This is a genomic window from Parcubacteria group bacterium, from assembly GCA_041659505.1.
GTDB lineage: Bacteria > Patescibacteriota > Minisyncoccia > Moranbacterales > UBA2206 > UBA9630.
In genome coordinates this window covers 409422-427110 of sequence record JBAZYF010000001.1, presented here as the reverse complement: position 1 = coordinate 427110, position 17689 = coordinate 409422, and the positions used below count along the sequence as shown (strand labels likewise).

Here is a 17689-nt window from a genome sequence, read left to right as displayed (position 1 = left end):
CTATGAGCACAAGAAGAAAAATTTTTTTTGGCATCATCCTCCTGTTATCCATTACATCAATCCTGCTATTCTGGCTTTCGCAAAAAAACAAAAAAACGGACAATAATCAGCCAGAAACAAACCAAAACACTGCTAAAAAAGAATTGCCTATAATCCACGGAGAAAAACCAGCAACAGCAATTGATACTTTTACAATAGCAACCCAGACCGGAACAGTTGCGGTCAATAATATCTACAAATTGCCTGATGCCAAACCGCTAGATCTTGATGGAGTAAATTTCAAAAATACCCAATATTATTACATGGCCTACTATCCAAAACAACAGGGATTTATTATTGCCATGATGGATCCAAACATCCAAAAAGCGCGAGAAATTGCAGAGAGTGATTTTCTTGATATACTAGGCATCACCAAAGATCAAGCTTGTCAACTAAATGTATCCCTTACCGTTCCGCCAACTGTCAATGAAACTGCCAGCGGAGGAAATTATGGATTAAGCTTCTGCCCTGGCGAAACAGAATTTCCTAATTAATTTAAAAATGTGATGAAAAAAGATACCTTCAAGAAATTAGCTTATTTATCTTCCTTCCTTGCTTTGTTTTTTGGCGCAACTCATTTCGCTTCAGCAGCTGGAATTGTCCCTTGCGGTACTGGCGCAAATGACCCCTGTACGCTTTGCCACCTGATCATTGGGATTAAAAATCTAATGGACTGGGGCATGACGATTATTATCACTCTCGCAATCACTGCTATTTGCATAGCTGGAGTGATACTTATTGTGTCATCGGGGGATCCGAAGCTTACTACGCAAGGAAAAAGCTTTATCACAAGCGCTGTTATCGGTTTTGCCTTAACTCTTGGTGCCTGGCTAATCGTCAACGTCACGCTTTGGATATTTTCTGCCAAAAGCGGAACAGGGGGTTATAACCTTGGACTGGAGCAAGATAAAAATTGGCACTCCTTCACTTGTTCAACCACCAGCACTGCAACCACCAAATAAATCACGCCTGTCTGCCATAACAAGCAGGTAGCTGCATGAAAAAATAACTTTTTTATCCCATGTCGATCAACAAGAAAATTTTTTTTACATCCCTGGCCTTTTTTTGTGTCGCACTTTTGTTTTTTGGCATCTATAACCTAGCATTCCGAAATCCAATCAACACCACTTCAGTGGAAAAAAAAGCCCCTGACGTACCACCCGTCGTTGTTCCTCCAAAAGTCAGCGCCGACCCAATCACCGTTATATCCGATGAAGCAGTAATTTCTCCAATCCTAAATAATAGCCTAAGCGCTATTGACTATTACGCTAAAAATAACGGCGAAGTTTATCAAATAGATTTTAACGGCAATAATAAAAAGATTCTTTCCAACAAAGAACTGATCGGACTAAGTGATGTTTATTGGTCGCCAGATAAAACCAAGGTAATTACAAAATTTATCTCTACCGGAAAAATTAAATTATACTATTACGATTACACAAAACAAAGAAATTTACCGCTAGGAGATAATATTGATCAAGTTACTTGGCAAAACACCGGAAATCGCATTTTCTACCGTTATTATGATCCTGCTACTAAAAAATCAGCTCTGGACATTTCGGATCCTGATGGAACCAATTGGATAAAATTAGCTGATCTAGATTTTCCCAATATTTCTATCGCTCAAATTCCCAAAAGTAGCCTAGTTTCTTTCTGGAATAAGCCAGACGCTCTTTTTGAGACTAACCTCAGCTCTGTTCCTGTGATCGGAGGAGAAAAGAAAAGCCTTCTGAATGGCTTTTTTGGAGCAGACTACCTTTGGAATGAAGATGGGACAGCTGCACTCGTCAGCCACTCTGATGCCAAAGCTGGAACAAAAATCCAACTCGCTATCATTAACTCCAATGGGGGAGAATTTAGAAATTTGAATTTTCCTACTCTCACATCTAAGTGCGCCTGGCTTAAAGACAATAAGATGGCCTATTGCGCCATGCCAGGAAAAATCCCTGCCAACATCATAATGCCGAATGATTACGATCAAGAAAAATTCCATACAGCCGATACTTTTTGGAAAATCGACACGGTAACGGGAGAAAAAAACAGAATCATCGACCTAGAAAAAATCAATGGCGAATATGATGCCACCAAACTATTTCTCAATGCAGATGAAAGCATCTTGTTTTTTGTGAACCGCACAGATGGAAAACTCTACCGAATTACCCTTTAATTATTGGATAAAAATAACTTACACCTAGCCTAAAAGCAAGTTTTTCCATGCTTAAAGTTTGTTTTTAGGCTGGGCGTAATTTATTAGATCACAGAAAACAAAAGCCAAAAGACGACCGCCAGGTCGTTTTTAAAATAGGTCGTGTCCACCAGTCCGTGAAGCAAGATGTAGACCATAACCCCCAGCCCGATCAATTTTAGCTGGGGATTTTTTTGCACCATAAAAAGATTCAAAAACCAAAAATAAACTAACATCAAAAACCCGATCAAACCAAAAATCCCACCATAAAGCCAAAAGGCTAGATAGAGATTGTGCGGATGAGGCACCGCCCATTCCAGATAGGGTGGGAAATATTTTTGATTCTCCAGATATTTTTCTTGAAAATTACCCGCTCCGATACCCCAAATCCAATGCCGCTCCAGCATTTTTTCCGCCGAATGCCAAATCATCAACCGCGAAGCGAGCGATGAGCGACTATCATAGCTAACCAGCGCGGAAAATTTGCTTGTCGTCATTTGTGAAAATAATAAAACCACCAGTATTAAAAAACCCATCAAGCTAATTTTCCAACTCATCTCGCGCTTTAGCGCAAGAACAATCCCCAAAGAAATAATAATAGCGATCCAGCTGGCATAAGAATAGGTCAAATACACCACTAAAACAATACTAGCGCCAGAAAATAAAAATATATTTTTTTGCTTTTTTAGCTCAAAAAACAATCCGTAGCCGATAAAAATTGCCGGGGCCAGACACATTGCCAGATAGTTTGGTGAGTTGAAAAACCCCTGGAGACGGCCATCAAAAGTCACAAAACCGAAGAAATAGTAAACCAAAGAAATTAAGGCCACACAGAAAGCCGAAAAATAGTAAGCCAGAAAAATGTTTTTTCGCTTTTCTGATGAAATAACAGAACTAGCAACTAGAGAAAAAAATATCGGCAATAAAAACCAGCTGATAAATATTCCCACTCCTGGCACATAATTTTTATTAACCAAGACTGAAAAGAAAAGACCAAAAAGCATGACTCCACCAGAAAAAATAAAAAACTTACATTTTTTGAAAAATAGCTTACCAGAATGCTCCTTGCGATAAATTATGAGCCACCACGCGATGCAAAGTAAGAGCAAGCAGTCCAGAGTACTGACGGAAAAACTAAGCACCCTAAAACGCAAAAGATACGTAGGAAGCGCGAGAATAGTTAGATAAATTAACTTTTCCAAATTAAGTATTTTTTTCCACATAGGCCACGTTGCTAAAACTAGCAATGATTAAAAATAAGGGCAAAACAACTGGCGAATAAAGTGACGTTTCCACTAAAGCGTGCGCGGAAAATATTATTATACTAATCAGCGCGCAAAAAAATAAAACATCTTTTGTTTTTTTTAAAAATACCACAATTAGTGCGCCGGAAAATCCCAGCCAAGCCAATAAACTGAAAATGCCAGTTTCTGCCGCAATATCCAAATAATTACTATGAGCATAAATTGGGTCGCGATAATCCGCCGTCGCGCTAATTTCCAGTGGATAGTTGCCAATACCGACGCCAAAAAAAGGATGACTGGAAATTATTTCCACCGCTTTTCCCCAAGTTTCTATTCTGCCTTGATTCGAACCTTCTTTCAGATTAAAACTAGAGAAAAATCGTTCAGAAATCGGTCCAGGAATGATCAGTAAAACCGCCAAAAAAACAGCAAAAACAATCACCCTTATTTTATATTTAGCTTTAAGTTTAGCTAACAAAAACAAAAAGGCCACGCTCGCACCGGCAAATAATCCCAAATATCCGCCACGAGAAAAAGTCAGCAGATCGGCCAATAAAATTGTAGTAAAAATTAACAAGTGGCTCTTTTTTTTTGCTTGCCAAAACAATCCAAAAGCGAAGGGAACGAGCATGCTCAAGAAAAATGCTAGCATATGCGGGTCGGGAAAAGTGGCAATTGAGCGCAAATAGGTCGCCCCTGAAATATTTACCAGCCAGCTGGGATTTTTGAGCACTGCCGCCGTCACATTTTGCCCCAAAAAAAGCGGAGAAATAAATTTTGCCCAAAACTGATACGTCACGTCAAGCCCAAAAATAAACTGAGCAATAAACTGCAAAATGCCCAAGCTGGCCACAAAAAATCCACCCCAAACAAGATATTTGACCACTTTTTCCATTTTTTCTTTCGTATCGAGCAAGTTTGTTGCGACGAAATAGAGCGGAAAAATAGAAAACAGAAACAAGAGCTTGCGGAGCGACCAGTCCGTATTTTTCGCCACAGCTAGAGACAATAGATTTAAAAACAGAAAACTGATCAGAAAAAAATTCGCCTTATTCTCTCCTATTTGGAGTTTTTTACTTTTGAGTCCCTCGGCCAGCCACACAAAAAACAGCACCAAGATAAACACTCGTGCACTAGCCAAATCAACACCGGCACTTGGACTAAGCGCCAACTGAAAAGGCAAGTAGGCACAAAAAATTAGAAACAGTTTAAATAACATTATTTGAATTAATACTAGAAAACTTTCTTTATAGCCTCTTCTCCCTCCGGGAGAGGATGTCCGAAGGACAGGTGAGGGCAAGGGTAATATTAATTGCGATAAGCGTTATATTATAGAGAATTTTTTTTCAAACGCCCTTTCCCTCATCCGGCCTACGGCCACCTTCTCCCGGAGGGAGAAGGGGATATAAACATTAAAAACTAAAAAACCGCAAAAACCTCAGTAACAAAAACTCAAAATTTCCACGATGCTTTTTGAAATAACGCTCTTGCGACAAATAATAGGCTTTTTTTTGCTTATTTTTTTCAGAAAAGCTTTTTCCACCGTGGTGCAAAACAGAAAAAGCGGGGAAATAAAGCACGTTCTTGCCAAAAAGTCGCATACGTCGACAAAGATCAGTGTCTTCAAAGTACATAAAAAATTGCTCATCAAAGCCACCGAGCTCCAAAAAAAGCTTTTTTCTGGCAAACATCGCCGTTCCCGCCACCCAGGCAACGCTAGTTTCCTCAGAACTCTGCCAATATTTTTTATCTCTTATCATACAGAAGTTGTTTCCAATGATCCGCCAAAGACTCACTTCTCCTCCTGCAATCCATTTTTGTACCGTGCTATCAGGATTTATCAGTTTTGCCCCTAAGATGCCCAGGTCGACGTCTTTTGAAAATTCCTCTAGCACGGAGGAGATTTTGCCAGATGAAACTTCCGTATCCGGATTAAGAAAAAATAACACCTCGCCCTTTGCTTCTTTCGCCCCAAAATTATTAGCACTACCAAAGCCACTATTCTTTTGATTTTGCATGACCCGCACCTTGGGAAAAGCCTCAGTCAGAGCCACTATTTCCTGTTCTGCGTCATTATTAACTACGATAACCTCAAAATCGATGCCCGCATCAATTTTCGCAAAAATTGAAATCAAGCATTTTTCCAGATATGCCCGACTTTTATAGTTTACAATTATTATCGATAGCTTCATTTTATTTAAGCCGTCTAAAGTCCAAATAGGCCTTTTGTACCGCGGTATTTATCTCCGTCTTATTTTTCCGCACATCATTCCAATTTTTTAGCCGTCGTAAAATTACATAAATAAAAATCCAGGCCTTAGTAGGCCATGATAATGCGTTTTTTTGGAAAAACAGCAGTCCCGAAAGCACCAGCCAATAAACCTTGTTCATCTTGGCTTTTTCGCTCTTTTCCCAGTGACGGATCTGCGCATCAGCCACGACCAAAAGCTCAAAGCCAGCTCTTTTCGCTCGCACACTAAAATCTGCATCTTCCCAATAAAGAAAAAAGTCTTCGTCCAAAAGGCCGATTTTTTTGAACACTTCCGCGCGGACAAGCATCGCACAACCGGAAATAACATCCGAGTCAATATAATTTTGTTTCAAAAATTCATTGCGATGAAAAGACTTCATTCGCAGCCAGTCAATCTTTCCACCAGAAAACCAAACGGCCTTGCCATCGCCAGAAAAAATCAGCGGACTGAAAATTCCCACGGAAGCATTGTTTGAAGCGCTATTGATCAATTTAGCCAAAAAACTCTTTTCCACTTCCGTATCATTATTCAAAAGCAAGACATATTCAGCCATTTTTTCCAAAGAATATCTTATCCCCACATTGTTCCCAGCGGAAAAGCCTATGTTCTCCTCATTTTTAATGAATGTTACTCGAGAAAAGCGTAGCTTTGCATCTTCAAGTGATCCATCAGTCGAATTATTATCCACTACAACCACTTCAAAATTAGGATAATCCAAACAAAAAAGACTAGTAAGACATGTCTTCAGACAACTCTTTCCGTTGTAATTCAAAACGACAATATTAACTTTCGGAAATTGGCTGTTCATACTCCTTCACACCGCGCTTACTAATTATGCTCGTTATCTCAGAAGTTTCCACGGCCTGAAGCGCCCAGATGGCCAAAAAATAAACCACGGCGCTACCAAAGCCCAAGAGATAAAAATTGCTAGACCTGAAAACAAACAAAAACGCCGCCATCACACCTCCCGCCAAAAAAATTCTGCCAACCCTTTCTACGACCGGAAAATAATGCAACTGTCGATAGGCGAGATATCCGGTGGCAACCGCCACAAGCACTTCCGTGGCAGTAGAAACTGAAGCGGCGGCCACATAGGAAAAAAGCGGAATTAAAGCTAAGTTAGCTAAAACATTAAAAATGGCCGCGCCAGACAAGACATACATCAGTTTTTTTTGTAAGTTTCCAGCAATCAAAATCGCGTTAAAAAGGTTACTGAAAAAAATGGCCGCCATCGCAAAAACTAGGATGCGCAAAACCAAGGCTGACTCAGGAAAACCTGAGCCACCAATCAGCCGGACGAGTCCGCTAGAAAGGAAAAGAATGCCGACAATCAACGGCACGGTAAGCAAAATAAAGACTTTAACTGTCTTGTTAGAAATATCAGCAAATCTCGCTTTGTCACTAAAAATATGCGCTGATATTATCGGAAAAATCAACCCCACAATCATTGAAGGAAAAAAAGAAATATTTTCCAATACCTTATAGGCGACGTTGTAGATTCCCACTTCGGCGTTACTCTTAATGATAGAAAGCAAAATCGTGTCCACCTTGAAATAAATAAACACTACGATCGCCATCACTCCGATCGGATAAGACTCTGTAAGAAAACACTTCCAATAGGCAAAATTAAAGCGAAAACTCAATTTTAGGTATTTCCTCGACAAAAAATAAACCAAGCAAAAGCTAACTAACATGTTGAACAAAAGGGAGCTAATGATCCAGGAAAAGCCTAGGTGCATTTTTACCGCCAAAATCACAATGCCTAATTGCACTACCTTACCCAAAAGCTCAGAGATAGCGATCTTATCCATTGCCAGATTTTTTTGAAACACGCCATTAAGAATTTGGTAACCGGAAGAAAAAACAAATGAAGCAGCAATCACAATAATGCCATATTTCACCCCAGCAGAATAAGGCAAGAAGAAAACCAAAACGAAAGAAAAGAAAAAAATTATCAGCGATGAAATCACCCGCAAAGAAAAGGCGTTGCCCATAATCACCTCGACGTCTGCGCCGGGACGGGAAATTTCTCGCGTGGAAAATTGATATAACCCCAAATCAGAAATAGCTGAAAAGAAGGACAAAAAGGCCAAAACCGTCGCATAATCACCAAACCCACCCTTGCCAAGATAGCGCGTAATAAAACCGATCGCTGCTAAAGCCAAAGCGGTCGAAAGCACCTTAGAAACACTACTGACCAGCACGTTATAGGCTATTTTTCTCGCAATAACCATAAAGATTAAAAAAAATATCCCCTTCTCCATTAGGGAGAAGGTGGCCGAAGGCCGGATGAGGGAAAGGGCTCAACATCAAAGAAAAACCAGCTTAGCTCGGATTGTTTATAATTTATTGCCCTTGCCCTCACCTGTCACGTGCTCGTGACATCCTCTCCCGGAGGGCGAGGAGGCTTATTTATTTGTTAAACGTCTTAAGCTAGCTCCATCGGCTTAACTACGATTCTTCTGGACTCTCCCTCGCCGATGCTTTCTGTTTTTATTAGCTCATTTTTAGAAAGTTCCATATGCACGATCCGTCTTTCATAGGCGGTCATTGGTCGCATCACAATCTCTTTTTTACCTGCCACCACCTCCTCGGCCAAGTTTTTCGCCAAACGCACAATTGATTCGTTTTTTTCTTGCCGATAAGAATTGACGTCGAGAATAAAGTTAACCGGCTCCTCGATGCGTTTTCGCATCATCACCCGCACGATATGCTGCAATGATTGTAAATTTAAACCATATTGTCCGATCAAAAAATTGGAATCTTCTGTTCTAATATCACAAATAATCACGTCTTTCCCTTCTTCTTCGCCATTTTTGATCGTCACAGTTGCTTCAAAGCCCATCTTTCCGATCAATTCCTCAACAATTGTCACTACTTCTTTCTCTAATAATTCTCTTTCCATCTGATTTACCGGCCCGCCTCCGCTGAACCCTCTCCCAGCGCAAAGTTCAGGCTTATTTAAAATTTACAATTTAACTTGGGTTTTCATCTTTTCCAGATATTCTTGTTGAGCAATCATGAATAGTGTTGACACCAACCAATACAGCGCCAGTCCGGCAGGAAACTTAATTCCGATAAACAATGTCATAATCGGGGCGAGGTAGAGCATTTGTTTGGACATCACTTGCGCAAAGTCCGGATTTTTATCGTCTTTTTTCTCAACACCCTTTTCTTTGTCCGATTTGGCTTTGGTTGCCATCAGCATTTTAGTTTGAATATATTGCGCGCCAGCAGCGGCAATAACCAAAATAACGTGGGCGATATTGCCCGCAGTAAAGCTATTAAAACTAACGATACTGGAAAGATCGACGAGGCCTAAGAAAAAGCGATTGATCTGACCGGGATTGTGGATAAACTGATATAAAAGACTACCATCAACCATCAGTCCATTTTGAGAAATATTGAAAAGTACCCGATAAATGGCAATCAAAAAGACTAATTGAAAAATCATCGGGAGACAGCCAGAAAACGGATTGGCCTTGTTTTCCTTATAAAATTCCATCAGCGCCTTGCTCTGCTTTTCCTTGTCGTTTTTATATTTATCCTGGATTTCCTTTATTTTAGGCTGCAACTCCTGCATTTTCTTTTGCGATTCAATTTGTTTTCGACTAAGGGGAAGAAGAATGAGTTTTATTATAACCGTCACTAAGATGATCGCCACACCAAAATCATGGAAAGGCACGACATTATAAACAAAAATCAGCAGGTTATAAATCGGCTGATAAATAAATGCATTAAAAATTGAACCCATTTTGTTTTCACGCTACTTTCATGAAATAGCGATAATTATTCTTTAATTAAGCCATTTTTTCTCAAAATCTGCCCAATTTCCACTCCCGGATTCACCTTTTCATCCCAGCCCTTCCCGACGATTATGATAATATCAACACCAGAAACAATTTTTGCCAAATTTTGACAAAAAAAGGCTCTGCTTTGACGTTTTATCCGATTGCGCGTCACGGCTTTTCGGGAAAATTTCAGACCAACAGAAACCCCGATCCGCACCAGATTCAATTTATTCTCCCTCACCTTTAAAACCAATCCCTTGCCCGCAAAAGTCCGCCCATAGCGACAAATTACCCCAAAATCAGCATCTTTTCTAATTCGATTCTTCTTTGGCAACATCCCTTGGGTTTTAAAAGTTAAGGAAAATTAAACCGTCGTCAATTTTGCGCGACCCTTTCGTCTTCTGGCTTTTAGCACATTTTTTCCCGAAGGAGTGCTATTTCTTTCAATAAAACCATGGCTTCTTTTTCTTTTGATACTCTTGGGTTTATATGTTACGCTCATTTATTTAAACGATTAAATTAGTTAGAACTAACCAATTGAAAGTTTACCAATTATTCCCAGAAAAGTCAATTAAAAAGCCTATATACAAACATCCATAAAAATAAGGACTCATGTGTTCGCTAAAAGCAAGCTTTTCCATAGCCAGGGTTCGCGAGAAAGCCGTCAGAAGTCTTATTGACTATAAACAATAGAAACACACTCTACGAGGCCACGCGACTTAAAGGTTGCTTTTAGTGAACACGCGAGTCCGCCATAATTTAGATTTGCTTTTTTAACACTTTTATATTAACTTAAAATCATATCAACACTTTATCAACAGGTTCTCCATCGTCTGCGCATATTGTCTTTTTTGGCTTTATGCTATACTTTTTTTAATAGGCTTTTCTTATTTAATTCTCCACGAAAATGACCAACGACGAACTCTGGCAAGCAGCGCTCAATGAAATAGAGCTCTCCATTTCCAAGGCCAATTTCATCACCTGGCTCAAGGACACAAAAATCATTTCCAATGAGGATGGCAAGGTGGTTATTAGTGTTCCCAATGGTTTTGCTAAGGAGTGGTTAGAAAATAAATACAACACCTACATCATAAGAGCTCTCCGAAACATCCAGCCTGACATCAAATCAGCCACCTGCCTCATCGCTACGCTCAAAGAAGATCCGCCACCAAACAGAAAAGAACCTATGATGGACGCAATCATTGCCCCACAACGACATGAGCAAGGTATCGAAAAAAAGCCTTTCATAGTCAATATTGAAAACAACCTAAATCCCAAATATACTTTTGAAAATTTCATCATCGGTGGAAACAACGAACTAGCTCACGCAGCCTGCACAGCCGTTTCACAAAACCTTGGGAGAATTTATAACCCGCTTTTTATTTATGGCGGAGTAGGCTTAGGAAAAACTCATCTTATCCAATCCATCGGCAATAAAATCCTCGAGAAAAATCCCGCTTTTCGCGTAAAATACATCACTTCTGAGCGCTTCACTTCCAACCTAATCGATGCCCTGCAAAACCAAAAAATTAATGATTTTAAGGAATATTACCAAAAAATGGACATCCTTATTATCGACGATATCCAATTTATCTCCGGCAAAGAAAAAACCCAAGAAGAATTTTTTCACATCTTCAACTATCTATACCAACTAAACAAACAAATTGTCCTTAGTAGTGACCGTCCACCAAAGTCCATCCAAATCCTTGAAGAAAGATTGCGTTCCCGCTTTGAAGGAGGGATGATTGCGGATGTTTCCAGTCCCGATCTTGAAACCCGCCTGGCAATTTTGCGCAAAAAAGTACTCGACGAGAGACTACAAATCAGCGAAGAAGCTCTCCTTTTTATCGCCACTAACATCAAAAATAATATTCGCGAACTAGAAGGCGCCCTAAACCGCCTCATTGTTTCTTCTCAATTAACCAAAACGGAAATCACTATCACTTTTGCCAAAAACCAATTATCCGAACTAATTTCCAGCGGCATAAAAAAGGGAATTACCCATAAGCATATCATAAAAGCGGTTTCCAATTTTTATGACATTGATCAATCTGATCTCATCCTTAAAAATCGCAAAAAAGAAATAGTTCGTCCCCGACAAGTGGCGATGTACCTCTTGCGGAGTGAATTGGAATTTTCCTATCCCGGTATTGGGGAAAAATTAGGTGGTCGTGATCACACCACTGCTATCCATGCTTTTGAAAAAATCTCCAAAAACATCCTTACTGATGCCAAACTAAATGAAGAAATTTCCCAAATTAAAGACCAAATTTACAAATTAGACTAATAAACTGTGGACAAGTTGTTATAATACAACCTAAAACTAGTGAACATCCTACTAGTAACATTGTTTATAACCTGCCAAAATAAAACACCACACACCAAAACACCAAAACTATCCACAACCCATTCAACATAAAAAACTAGAGTTATCCACAGTCAATCTCACCTAACTTTCCACTGTCCAAAACAATTTAGTGAGTTATCCACAAATAACCCCTGCATAATAATAGTAATAATAATTTTATATATATAATAAGATAATAATAAACTCATGAAATTAATCTGTACACAGGACAACTTCAAAAAAGCGATCACTAATTCAGAACGAGTAGTTTCTAAGCAAACCACACTACCAATTTTGAATAATATTCTCTTAGAAGCAAATAAGAGTTTTCTAAAAATAACTGCCACTAATTTGGAAATTGGGATTGAAGTGAGGATTGGAGCGAAAATAGAAAAGGAGGGAAAAATCACCATTCCAGCTAAACTTCTTAGTAATTTTTCTAATAGCTTAATTGAGGGTGAAAATATTGAGATGGAGGTTGTGGATAATAGTTTGAAAATTAAAGATGGTTCAACGAAAGCGATTATTAAGGGTTTTTCCGCAGAGGATTTTCCATTAATTCCGCAAAAAAACACGGAAATGGTGATGGAGATCGCAATTTCCCAATTGAAAGATATTTTTTCCAAGATTTTGATTTCCGTCGCGCATAATGAAGCGCGTCAGGAATTGACTGGGGTGAATGTTATTTTTGGGGAAAAAGAGTTGTTTTTTGCCGCCACAGATGGTTTTCGTTTGTCAGAATATATTTTAAAATTAAATGATAATAATTTAAATAAAGAGAGGTATATTGAATTTGTGGAAAAAACAAAAAATATTATTATCCCGACCAACACACTTTTAGAGTTGAATCGGATAATTTCCAATAACCTTGAAGATGCTTCAGTGAAGATATTTATTGAAGAGGGACAAATTTTCTTTGAAGTGGGGGAATTGAAATTGGTTTCGCGCCTAATTAATGGGAAATATCCTGAATATAAGCATATTATGCCGCAAACTTACAAAACCACTATTATTGGGGAGAAAAAAACCCTCCAAAATGCCCTGAAAATTGCCGGCGTTTTTGTGAGTACAAAATCCAATGAAGTGGTGCTTAAAATTGACGCGAGTGAAAATAAAATCCTGATTGACACTAAGAGTGCTGAGGTGGGAGAAAACTCAACAGAAATTGATTTTAAGGCACAGGGAGACTCTCAAGAGATTGTTTTTAATCTGAAATATTTTCTCGAAGGGATTAATGTGATTAATTCCAATAAACTATCTTTATCGGCGAATAGTGATTCATCTCCAGTGGCCATTCGCGAGTTGGATGAAAAAACCGGCGAGGCATTGGCTAATTTTACCTATATTATTATGCCGATAAAAAATTAAAATATAAAAATGAGAGCGCTTGGGGATATTTTAAGCCAAAGACGGGTGCAAAAAAAACTAGTCTTGGATGATAAGACGGTTTTTTTTGTCTTTAAAAAAATTATCGAAGTTGAGTTTGGCCAACTAGGAAAACAAAAATTCACCCCAGATTATTTCGCCAAGAGAATTTTGTTTGTCAAAGCGCAAAACAGTGCCTGGTCAGCCGAACTTTGGACCAATAAAGCTAGGATAATCAAAAAAATCAACGAAGAATTAGGCGAGGAGGCGGTGGAGAATATTAAGATGAAATAAAAAAAGGCGATTAAGTGGAAATAAAAATATTTAAGCGAATCACATTATGATTAAATAGTATTTAATATAAAAAATATGAGCATTGATAATCAAAATAAACCTAAGGATGGAAAAGTAGAATCATTTAAAGCTCCAGAAGCAAAAGCGGAGGAACTTTTACGAATGGAAGATGATCCGCAATTTAATCAAATCTTACAAGAAGAAAGCTTAGATTGGCTGAAGACGCAAAATAAAGAGTACTTTAATCGTGAATTTACCGGCGCGCTTGATGAAAAAGGATATTTGATCGGCAAAGATGTTGATTCTAGCACGAAACCATTTCAAAATATCGGAGGAGGAAAACCGATGCTTGAAGTTTTGGAGCATGCAAAAAAACGATTTGTAAGGGAATTTTCACAACAGGCCACAAAATATCCAGAAACGGCTGCGCTGGCCAAAAAACACGGTCTTTCTAAGGGTGAGCAACAATTGGTAGGGTCAATTGAAAAAGATACTGTTGAAATAAAAAAAGCTAGAAAAAGATTAGGCATTTCAGATGAGAATGTTGAAAAAGCGCCAAGTATCTCCGCGGCAAACAAGGAACTTGAAAAAAATAAAATTCGTCAGATCGAAGTGGAAGAAGAAATTAAAAAGCAAGAAGAAAAACAGGGAGAATTGATGGAATCTTTTTTAAATAGGGAATATGGCGAAACAAAAAGTCCAATTGATCGGATAATTGAAGAAAAGCCTGGAAGTCAAATAGGAGAGCATCTTGCAGATAGGCCAGAGGACAAAGATAATGAGCTAAAAGTTGAAATTGAGGAAAGGACAGAAAATGCCAACCAAACTGGAAAGCCTTTGGAGGAAGAGCAGGAAGATAGGTTGAGGCAGGAAGTTGTTGGCGGTCCAGAGCAGGCGATCATAAAGGAAAAAGAAGCCGAAGCTAGTGTTGTTAGGGATGTGGAGCAAGACAATTTTCATGAGATAGAAAATAAAGAAAATGGAGAAAATAGTGAGCAAAAATCGGCGGAAGTGGCTTTAGAAAAAATTAGGATGTATGAATTTTCTGGTTATGCGAGGGATTTGGCAAATACTTTACGAAGAAGAGAGAGTGACAATCTTTCGCCTATAATTGATCCAAGGACTATTGGCTATTTGAGTCATGCGGCAGATGACCTGAAAGATATGTTGCGCAACAAAAAAAGCAAGCCGGAGGATGTCGAGCGGACCATCATGGGGGTAGTGGCTGCTATTAATACTATCGGAAAAGATTCGTCAAGGATAGGCATGATCAGGGATAATTCTGATAGCTTAAGGCGGGTGGCATATGGCATTAGAAATCTAGGAGAGAGTAGTCGCAATATAATGATCCAATTAGGAGGAATGGAGGATACTAACACAAAAGGGGTTGTTGGAAGTTTTGGGCAATTGATTAATCTTACTGAAAAGGGCTGGCGATATGCTTTAAGAAAAGCAGAGATGTTGGAAAATAGATAGGAAAACAAAACAAAATAAAAAACAGCTCTGACAAATCGTCGAAGCTGTTTTTTTGTGCAAAGTCTAAAAATCTATTTACGGTGTCGCAATGGCAGTATTGACTCTGACACTTTTTGAATCAGAATTGCCATTATCATCTTCCGCGTCCACTTTGATCTCCAGGCTGGAATTGTATTTGTCGCTCGGCACGGTGTAGTTGGCGCTGAAAGAATCATTATCATTGGAGGCGATTTCATTGCCATCAACTTTAATTGTGGCTTTTTTAACTCCATAGGGAGCGGAGAGTTTGACTGAGATGGAAAATGAGCCAGTGCTAATTGTTCCGCCGGAAGGGGAAATGCTCTCGATATTGATTTTATATTTAGAGAAATCTTTTGATTCACATTTGTCCGTCGGTGCGCTGTCGGTGGAATAGTCGTTATCTTTCAGCCATTTTTTGATGGCGTCTTCCCAGTTTTTGAACTGTGGATCTTTCTCCGGATCTTTCGGCGCATCTCCTCGAACGTCGTCTTTGTTGACGTAATAAAGGATACTATGCGCATCGGCAAATTTTTTCTTTTTGGCTTTGTTGTTCGGACAAGCGTCACTAACGAGGCAGTATTTGTTGTCTTTCCCGGGGATTTCACAGACCTTGACTTCATTTTTCATGGAAAGTTTTCCATTAAGCACATCTTTGTCGGTGTCTTCCGGTTCGTATTTGGGAAACTCTTCTTTGTTAGTGTTTTTAAGTGCTTCATCCATAAAGGCTCGCCAAATTGGAGCGGCCACAAAAACTCCATCGGCGCCTTGTTTCATAATGGAATGGTCATTATTGCCCGCCCAAACACCGACGGCGAGCGATGGCGTGTAGCCCATTGTCCAACCATCACGCCACTCATTGGTCGTGCCGGTTTTAGCGGCCACGGCGCGATCAGTGAAGGCAAGTGGACTTTTCTCGCCAAAAACCGGTGCACGTAGTGCGTTGGTCGAAAGGATGTAATCGATCATGGCGATGTATTTCTCATCAATTACTTTGGATCCTTGATTTTCGGTGTATTTTTCCAAAATATTGCCCTTGCTATCTTCGATACGTAAAATTGCAGTCGTATCATGATGAATTCCGTCGGTGGCAAAAGTGGAAAAGGCATTGACATGGTCAAGTAGTTTCACTTCGCCGCCACCCAAAACAAGAGAAAGGCCATAGCGATCCGGCTCATTGAGAGTGGTGATGCCCATACTTTTGGCCGTGTTGATCGAATCTTTCACGCCAGCCAGATAGAGCGTCTTAACCGCCGGAACATTGAGTGATCGCGCTAAGGTATCTTTCATTTGGAGGAGTCCCGAATTTTTCCCATCATAATTTTTTGGGTCATAAATTTTTCCGTCATCCGTGCTGAAATTAGTATCCACATCCCAAATATTGGTCTCCGGCGTAAAGCCTTTTTCAAAAGCGGTCAGATAGACATAGGGCTTGAAAGATGACCCTGGTTGCAAAAGAGAAACAGCCACATTAACATTAGGTTCAAAGACGCAGTTTTTTCCGGGAATACAGCCATCAGGCTCACTTTTAGCAAAATAATCTTTACTACCAACCATCGCCAGGACTTGCCCGGTTTTTGGATCCATCGCGACCAGACCGGCATTGGCGGCTTTGTAGGTGGTGGAATTTTTTGTTGCCCCCTCTTTCACGACTTTTTCGGCCAATTGTTGTTTGTCCCAATCAAGAGTGGTGTAAACTTTGAGTCCGCCTTGTTCTACGGCACTGTCACCATATTTTTCCTGAAGATAATCTTTGATATACATCACGAAATGTGGGGCGGCAAAAATATCCTTCTGAGGTTTTATCTTGCTCAGTGTTTCTGTGCTAATGGCTTCATTCGCCTGATCTTCTGTGATGTAGCCCAACTTTGCCATCGTTTTTAGGGTGAAACTTTTTCGTCCAATGAGAGCATCTGTGTGGGAGCCGTAGGGGGAATAGTAGGTGGTGGCTTGGGGGAGGGAAGCAATCACAGCGGCTTCATCAAGCGTTAGCTCGCGGGCGGGTTTTCCGAAAAAAGTTTGCGCTGCCGCCTCAACACCATAGGCGTTGGAGCCATAAGGAATTTCATTGAGGTACATCGTGAGAATCTCGTCTTTGGAAAATTTTGTTTCCAGTTCCAATGAAAGGATGACCTCTTTGATTTTTCGGATCAGCGTCTTTTCATTGGTAAGTAGGGAATTCTTGACGAATTGCTGGGTGATTGTTGATCCTCCCTGGGCTTTTCCTAGATTCACGATATCTTTAAAAATCGAACGCAAGATCGAGGTTAGTTTTATGCCATGGTGGCTATAGAAATCTTGGTCTTCTAGGCTGATTGTCGCGTATTTCAGGACATCTGGCATTTCGGCAAAAGTAATTTGCGTCCGCTTTTCCTCACCATGGACATCATAGAGTAGATGTTCGCCAGTGCGATCATAAATTTTTGTTGACTCAGCAATGAAGCGATTATTGATTTTTCCCGGATCGGGCAGATCTTTGAAAAAATAGGCAAAAATGCCGATAACAGCTAAAAATCCAATAGCAATCAAGACGCCAAAAACCTGAAAGAGTCGCTTCCAGGGAAGATTAAACCTTTTTCGCTTAGGCAAGCCAGAATTACGCGGTGAAAATATATTTTGCATACAATAAAATTAGGCCATTTAGGTTGCCTATAGTTTAGTCTAAATTGGGGGAAATA

At 39.7% G+C, this 17689-nt stretch carries 17 protein-coding genes; 7 read left to right on the top strand and 10 right to left on the bottom strand.

Going from position 1 to position 17689, the window contains the following annotated elements:
• Positions 1 to 2 precede the first annotated feature (2 nt).
• The 3 genes from WC848_01875 to WC848_01865 are packed head-to-tail and all read left to right on the top strand — an operon-like array spanning position 3 to position 2206.
• The gene (locus WC848_01875) at positions 3 to 533 is read left to right on the top strand and encodes a hypothetical protein (GenBank protein ID MFA5961412.1); all 531 of its coding nucleotides are present in this window, start codon (positions 3 to 5) and stop codon (positions 531 to 533) included.
• A gap of 12 nt (positions 534 to 545) precedes the next feature.
• On the top strand, positions 546 to 1001 hold the full coding sequence (locus tag WC848_01870) for a hypothetical protein (GenBank protein MFA5961411.1): 456 nt from the start codon (positions 546 to 548) through the stop codon (positions 999 to 1001).
• A 59-nt stretch (positions 1002 to 1060) separates the two neighbouring features.
• Complete coding sequence (locus tag WC848_01865; protein ID MFA5961410.1) at positions 1061 to 2206, top strand: hypothetical protein; 1146 nt, start codon at positions 1061 to 1063, stop codon at positions 2204 to 2206.
• A gap of 83 nt (positions 2207 to 2289) precedes the next feature.
• Here the strand turns inward: WC848_01865 and WC848_01860 are convergent, their stop codons facing one another.
• The 9 genes from WC848_01860 to rpmH form a co-directional block, all read right to left on the bottom strand.
• Positions 2290 to 3447, bottom strand: a complete 1158-nt coding sequence (locus WC848_01860; GenBank protein MFA5961409.1) for an O-antigen ligase family protein — start codon at positions 3445 to 3447, stop codon at positions 2290 to 2292.
• The gene (locus WC848_01855) at positions 3428 to 4687 is read right to left on the bottom strand and encodes an O-antigen ligase family protein (GenBank protein MFA5961408.1); all 1260 of its coding nucleotides are present in this window, start codon (positions 4685 to 4687) and stop codon (positions 3428 to 3430) included. Before WC848_01855 ends, WC848_01860 begins: the two co-directional genes overlap by 20 nt.
• Positions 4688 to 4880: 193 nt before the next feature.
• The gene (locus WC848_01850; protein ID MFA5961407.1) at positions 4881 to 5660 is read right to left on the bottom strand and encodes a glycosyltransferase family 2 protein; all 780 of its coding nucleotides are present in this window, start codon (positions 5658 to 5660) and stop codon (positions 4881 to 4883) included.
• Between the two features lies 1 nt (position 5661).
• On the bottom strand, positions 5662 to 6528 hold the full coding sequence (locus tag WC848_01845) for a glycosyltransferase family 2 protein (protein MFA5961406.1): 867 nt from the start codon (positions 6526 to 6528) through the stop codon (positions 5662 to 5664).
• Positions 6503 to 7954 (bottom strand): flippase, encoded by a 1452-nt coding sequence (locus WC848_01840; protein MFA5961405.1) that lies wholly within the window; start codon positions 7952 to 7954, stop codon positions 6503 to 6505. Before WC848_01840 ends, WC848_01845 begins: the two co-directional genes overlap by 26 nt.
• Positions 7955 to 8148: 194 nt before the next feature.
• On the bottom strand, positions 8149 to 8625 hold the full coding sequence (locus tag WC848_01835) for a R3H domain-containing nucleic acid-binding protein (GenBank protein ID MFA5961404.1): 477 nt from the start codon (positions 8623 to 8625) through the stop codon (positions 8149 to 8151).
• A 63-nt stretch (positions 8626 to 8688) separates the two neighbouring features.
• Complete coding sequence (locus WC848_01830; GenBank protein MFA5961403.1) at positions 8689 to 9474, bottom strand: YidC/Oxa1 family membrane protein insertase; 786 nt, start codon at positions 9472 to 9474, stop codon at positions 8689 to 8691.
• A 35-nt stretch (positions 9475 to 9509) separates the two neighbouring features.
• On the bottom strand, positions 9510 to 9848 hold the full coding sequence (gene rnpA, locus WC848_01825) for a ribonuclease P protein component (protein MFA5961402.1): 339 nt from the start codon (positions 9846 to 9848) through the stop codon (positions 9510 to 9512).
• A 27-nt stretch (positions 9849 to 9875) separates the two neighbouring features.
• On the bottom strand, positions 9876 to 10013 hold the full coding sequence (gene rpmH, locus WC848_01820) for a 50S ribosomal protein L34 (protein ID MFA5961401.1): 138 nt from the start codon (positions 10011 to 10013) through the stop codon (positions 9876 to 9878).
• A gap of 405 nt (positions 10014 to 10418) precedes the next feature.
• On the opposite strand from rpmH, the gene dnaA reads away from it, so the two are divergent.
• The 4 genes from dnaA (at position 10419) to WC848_01800 (ending at position 14993) form a co-directional block, all read left to right on the top strand.
• Entirely contained in the window at positions 10419 to 11798 is a 1380-nt protein-coding gene (gene dnaA, locus WC848_01815; protein MFA5961400.1) for a chromosomal replication initiator protein DnaA, read from the top strand.
• 267 nt (positions 11799 to 12065) lie between these two features.
• Positions 12066 to 13226, top strand: a complete 1161-nt coding sequence (gene dnaN / locus WC848_01810) for a DNA polymerase III subunit beta (GenBank protein ID MFA5961399.1) — start codon at positions 12066 to 12068, stop codon at positions 13224 to 13226.
• A 45-nt stretch (positions 13227 to 13271) separates the two neighbouring features.
• On the top strand, positions 13272 to 13517 hold the full coding sequence (locus tag WC848_01805) for a DciA family protein (protein MFA5961398.1): 246 nt from the start codon (positions 13272 to 13274) through the stop codon (positions 13515 to 13517).
• Positions 13518 to 13592: 75 nt separating this feature from the next.
• Complete coding sequence (locus WC848_01800; protein MFA5961397.1) at positions 13593 to 14993, top strand: hypothetical protein; 1401 nt, start codon at positions 13593 to 13595, stop codon at positions 14991 to 14993.
• Between the two features lie 75 nt (positions 14994 to 15068).
• On the opposite strand, the gene WC848_01795 is transcribed toward WC848_01800, so the two are convergent.
• Positions 15069 to 17633, bottom strand: coding sequence for a transglycosylase domain-containing protein (locus tag WC848_01795; GenBank protein MFA5961396.1), 2565 nt, complete (start codon positions 17631 to 17633; stop codon positions 15069 to 15071).
• Positions 17634 to 17689: the final 56 nt, after the last annotated feature.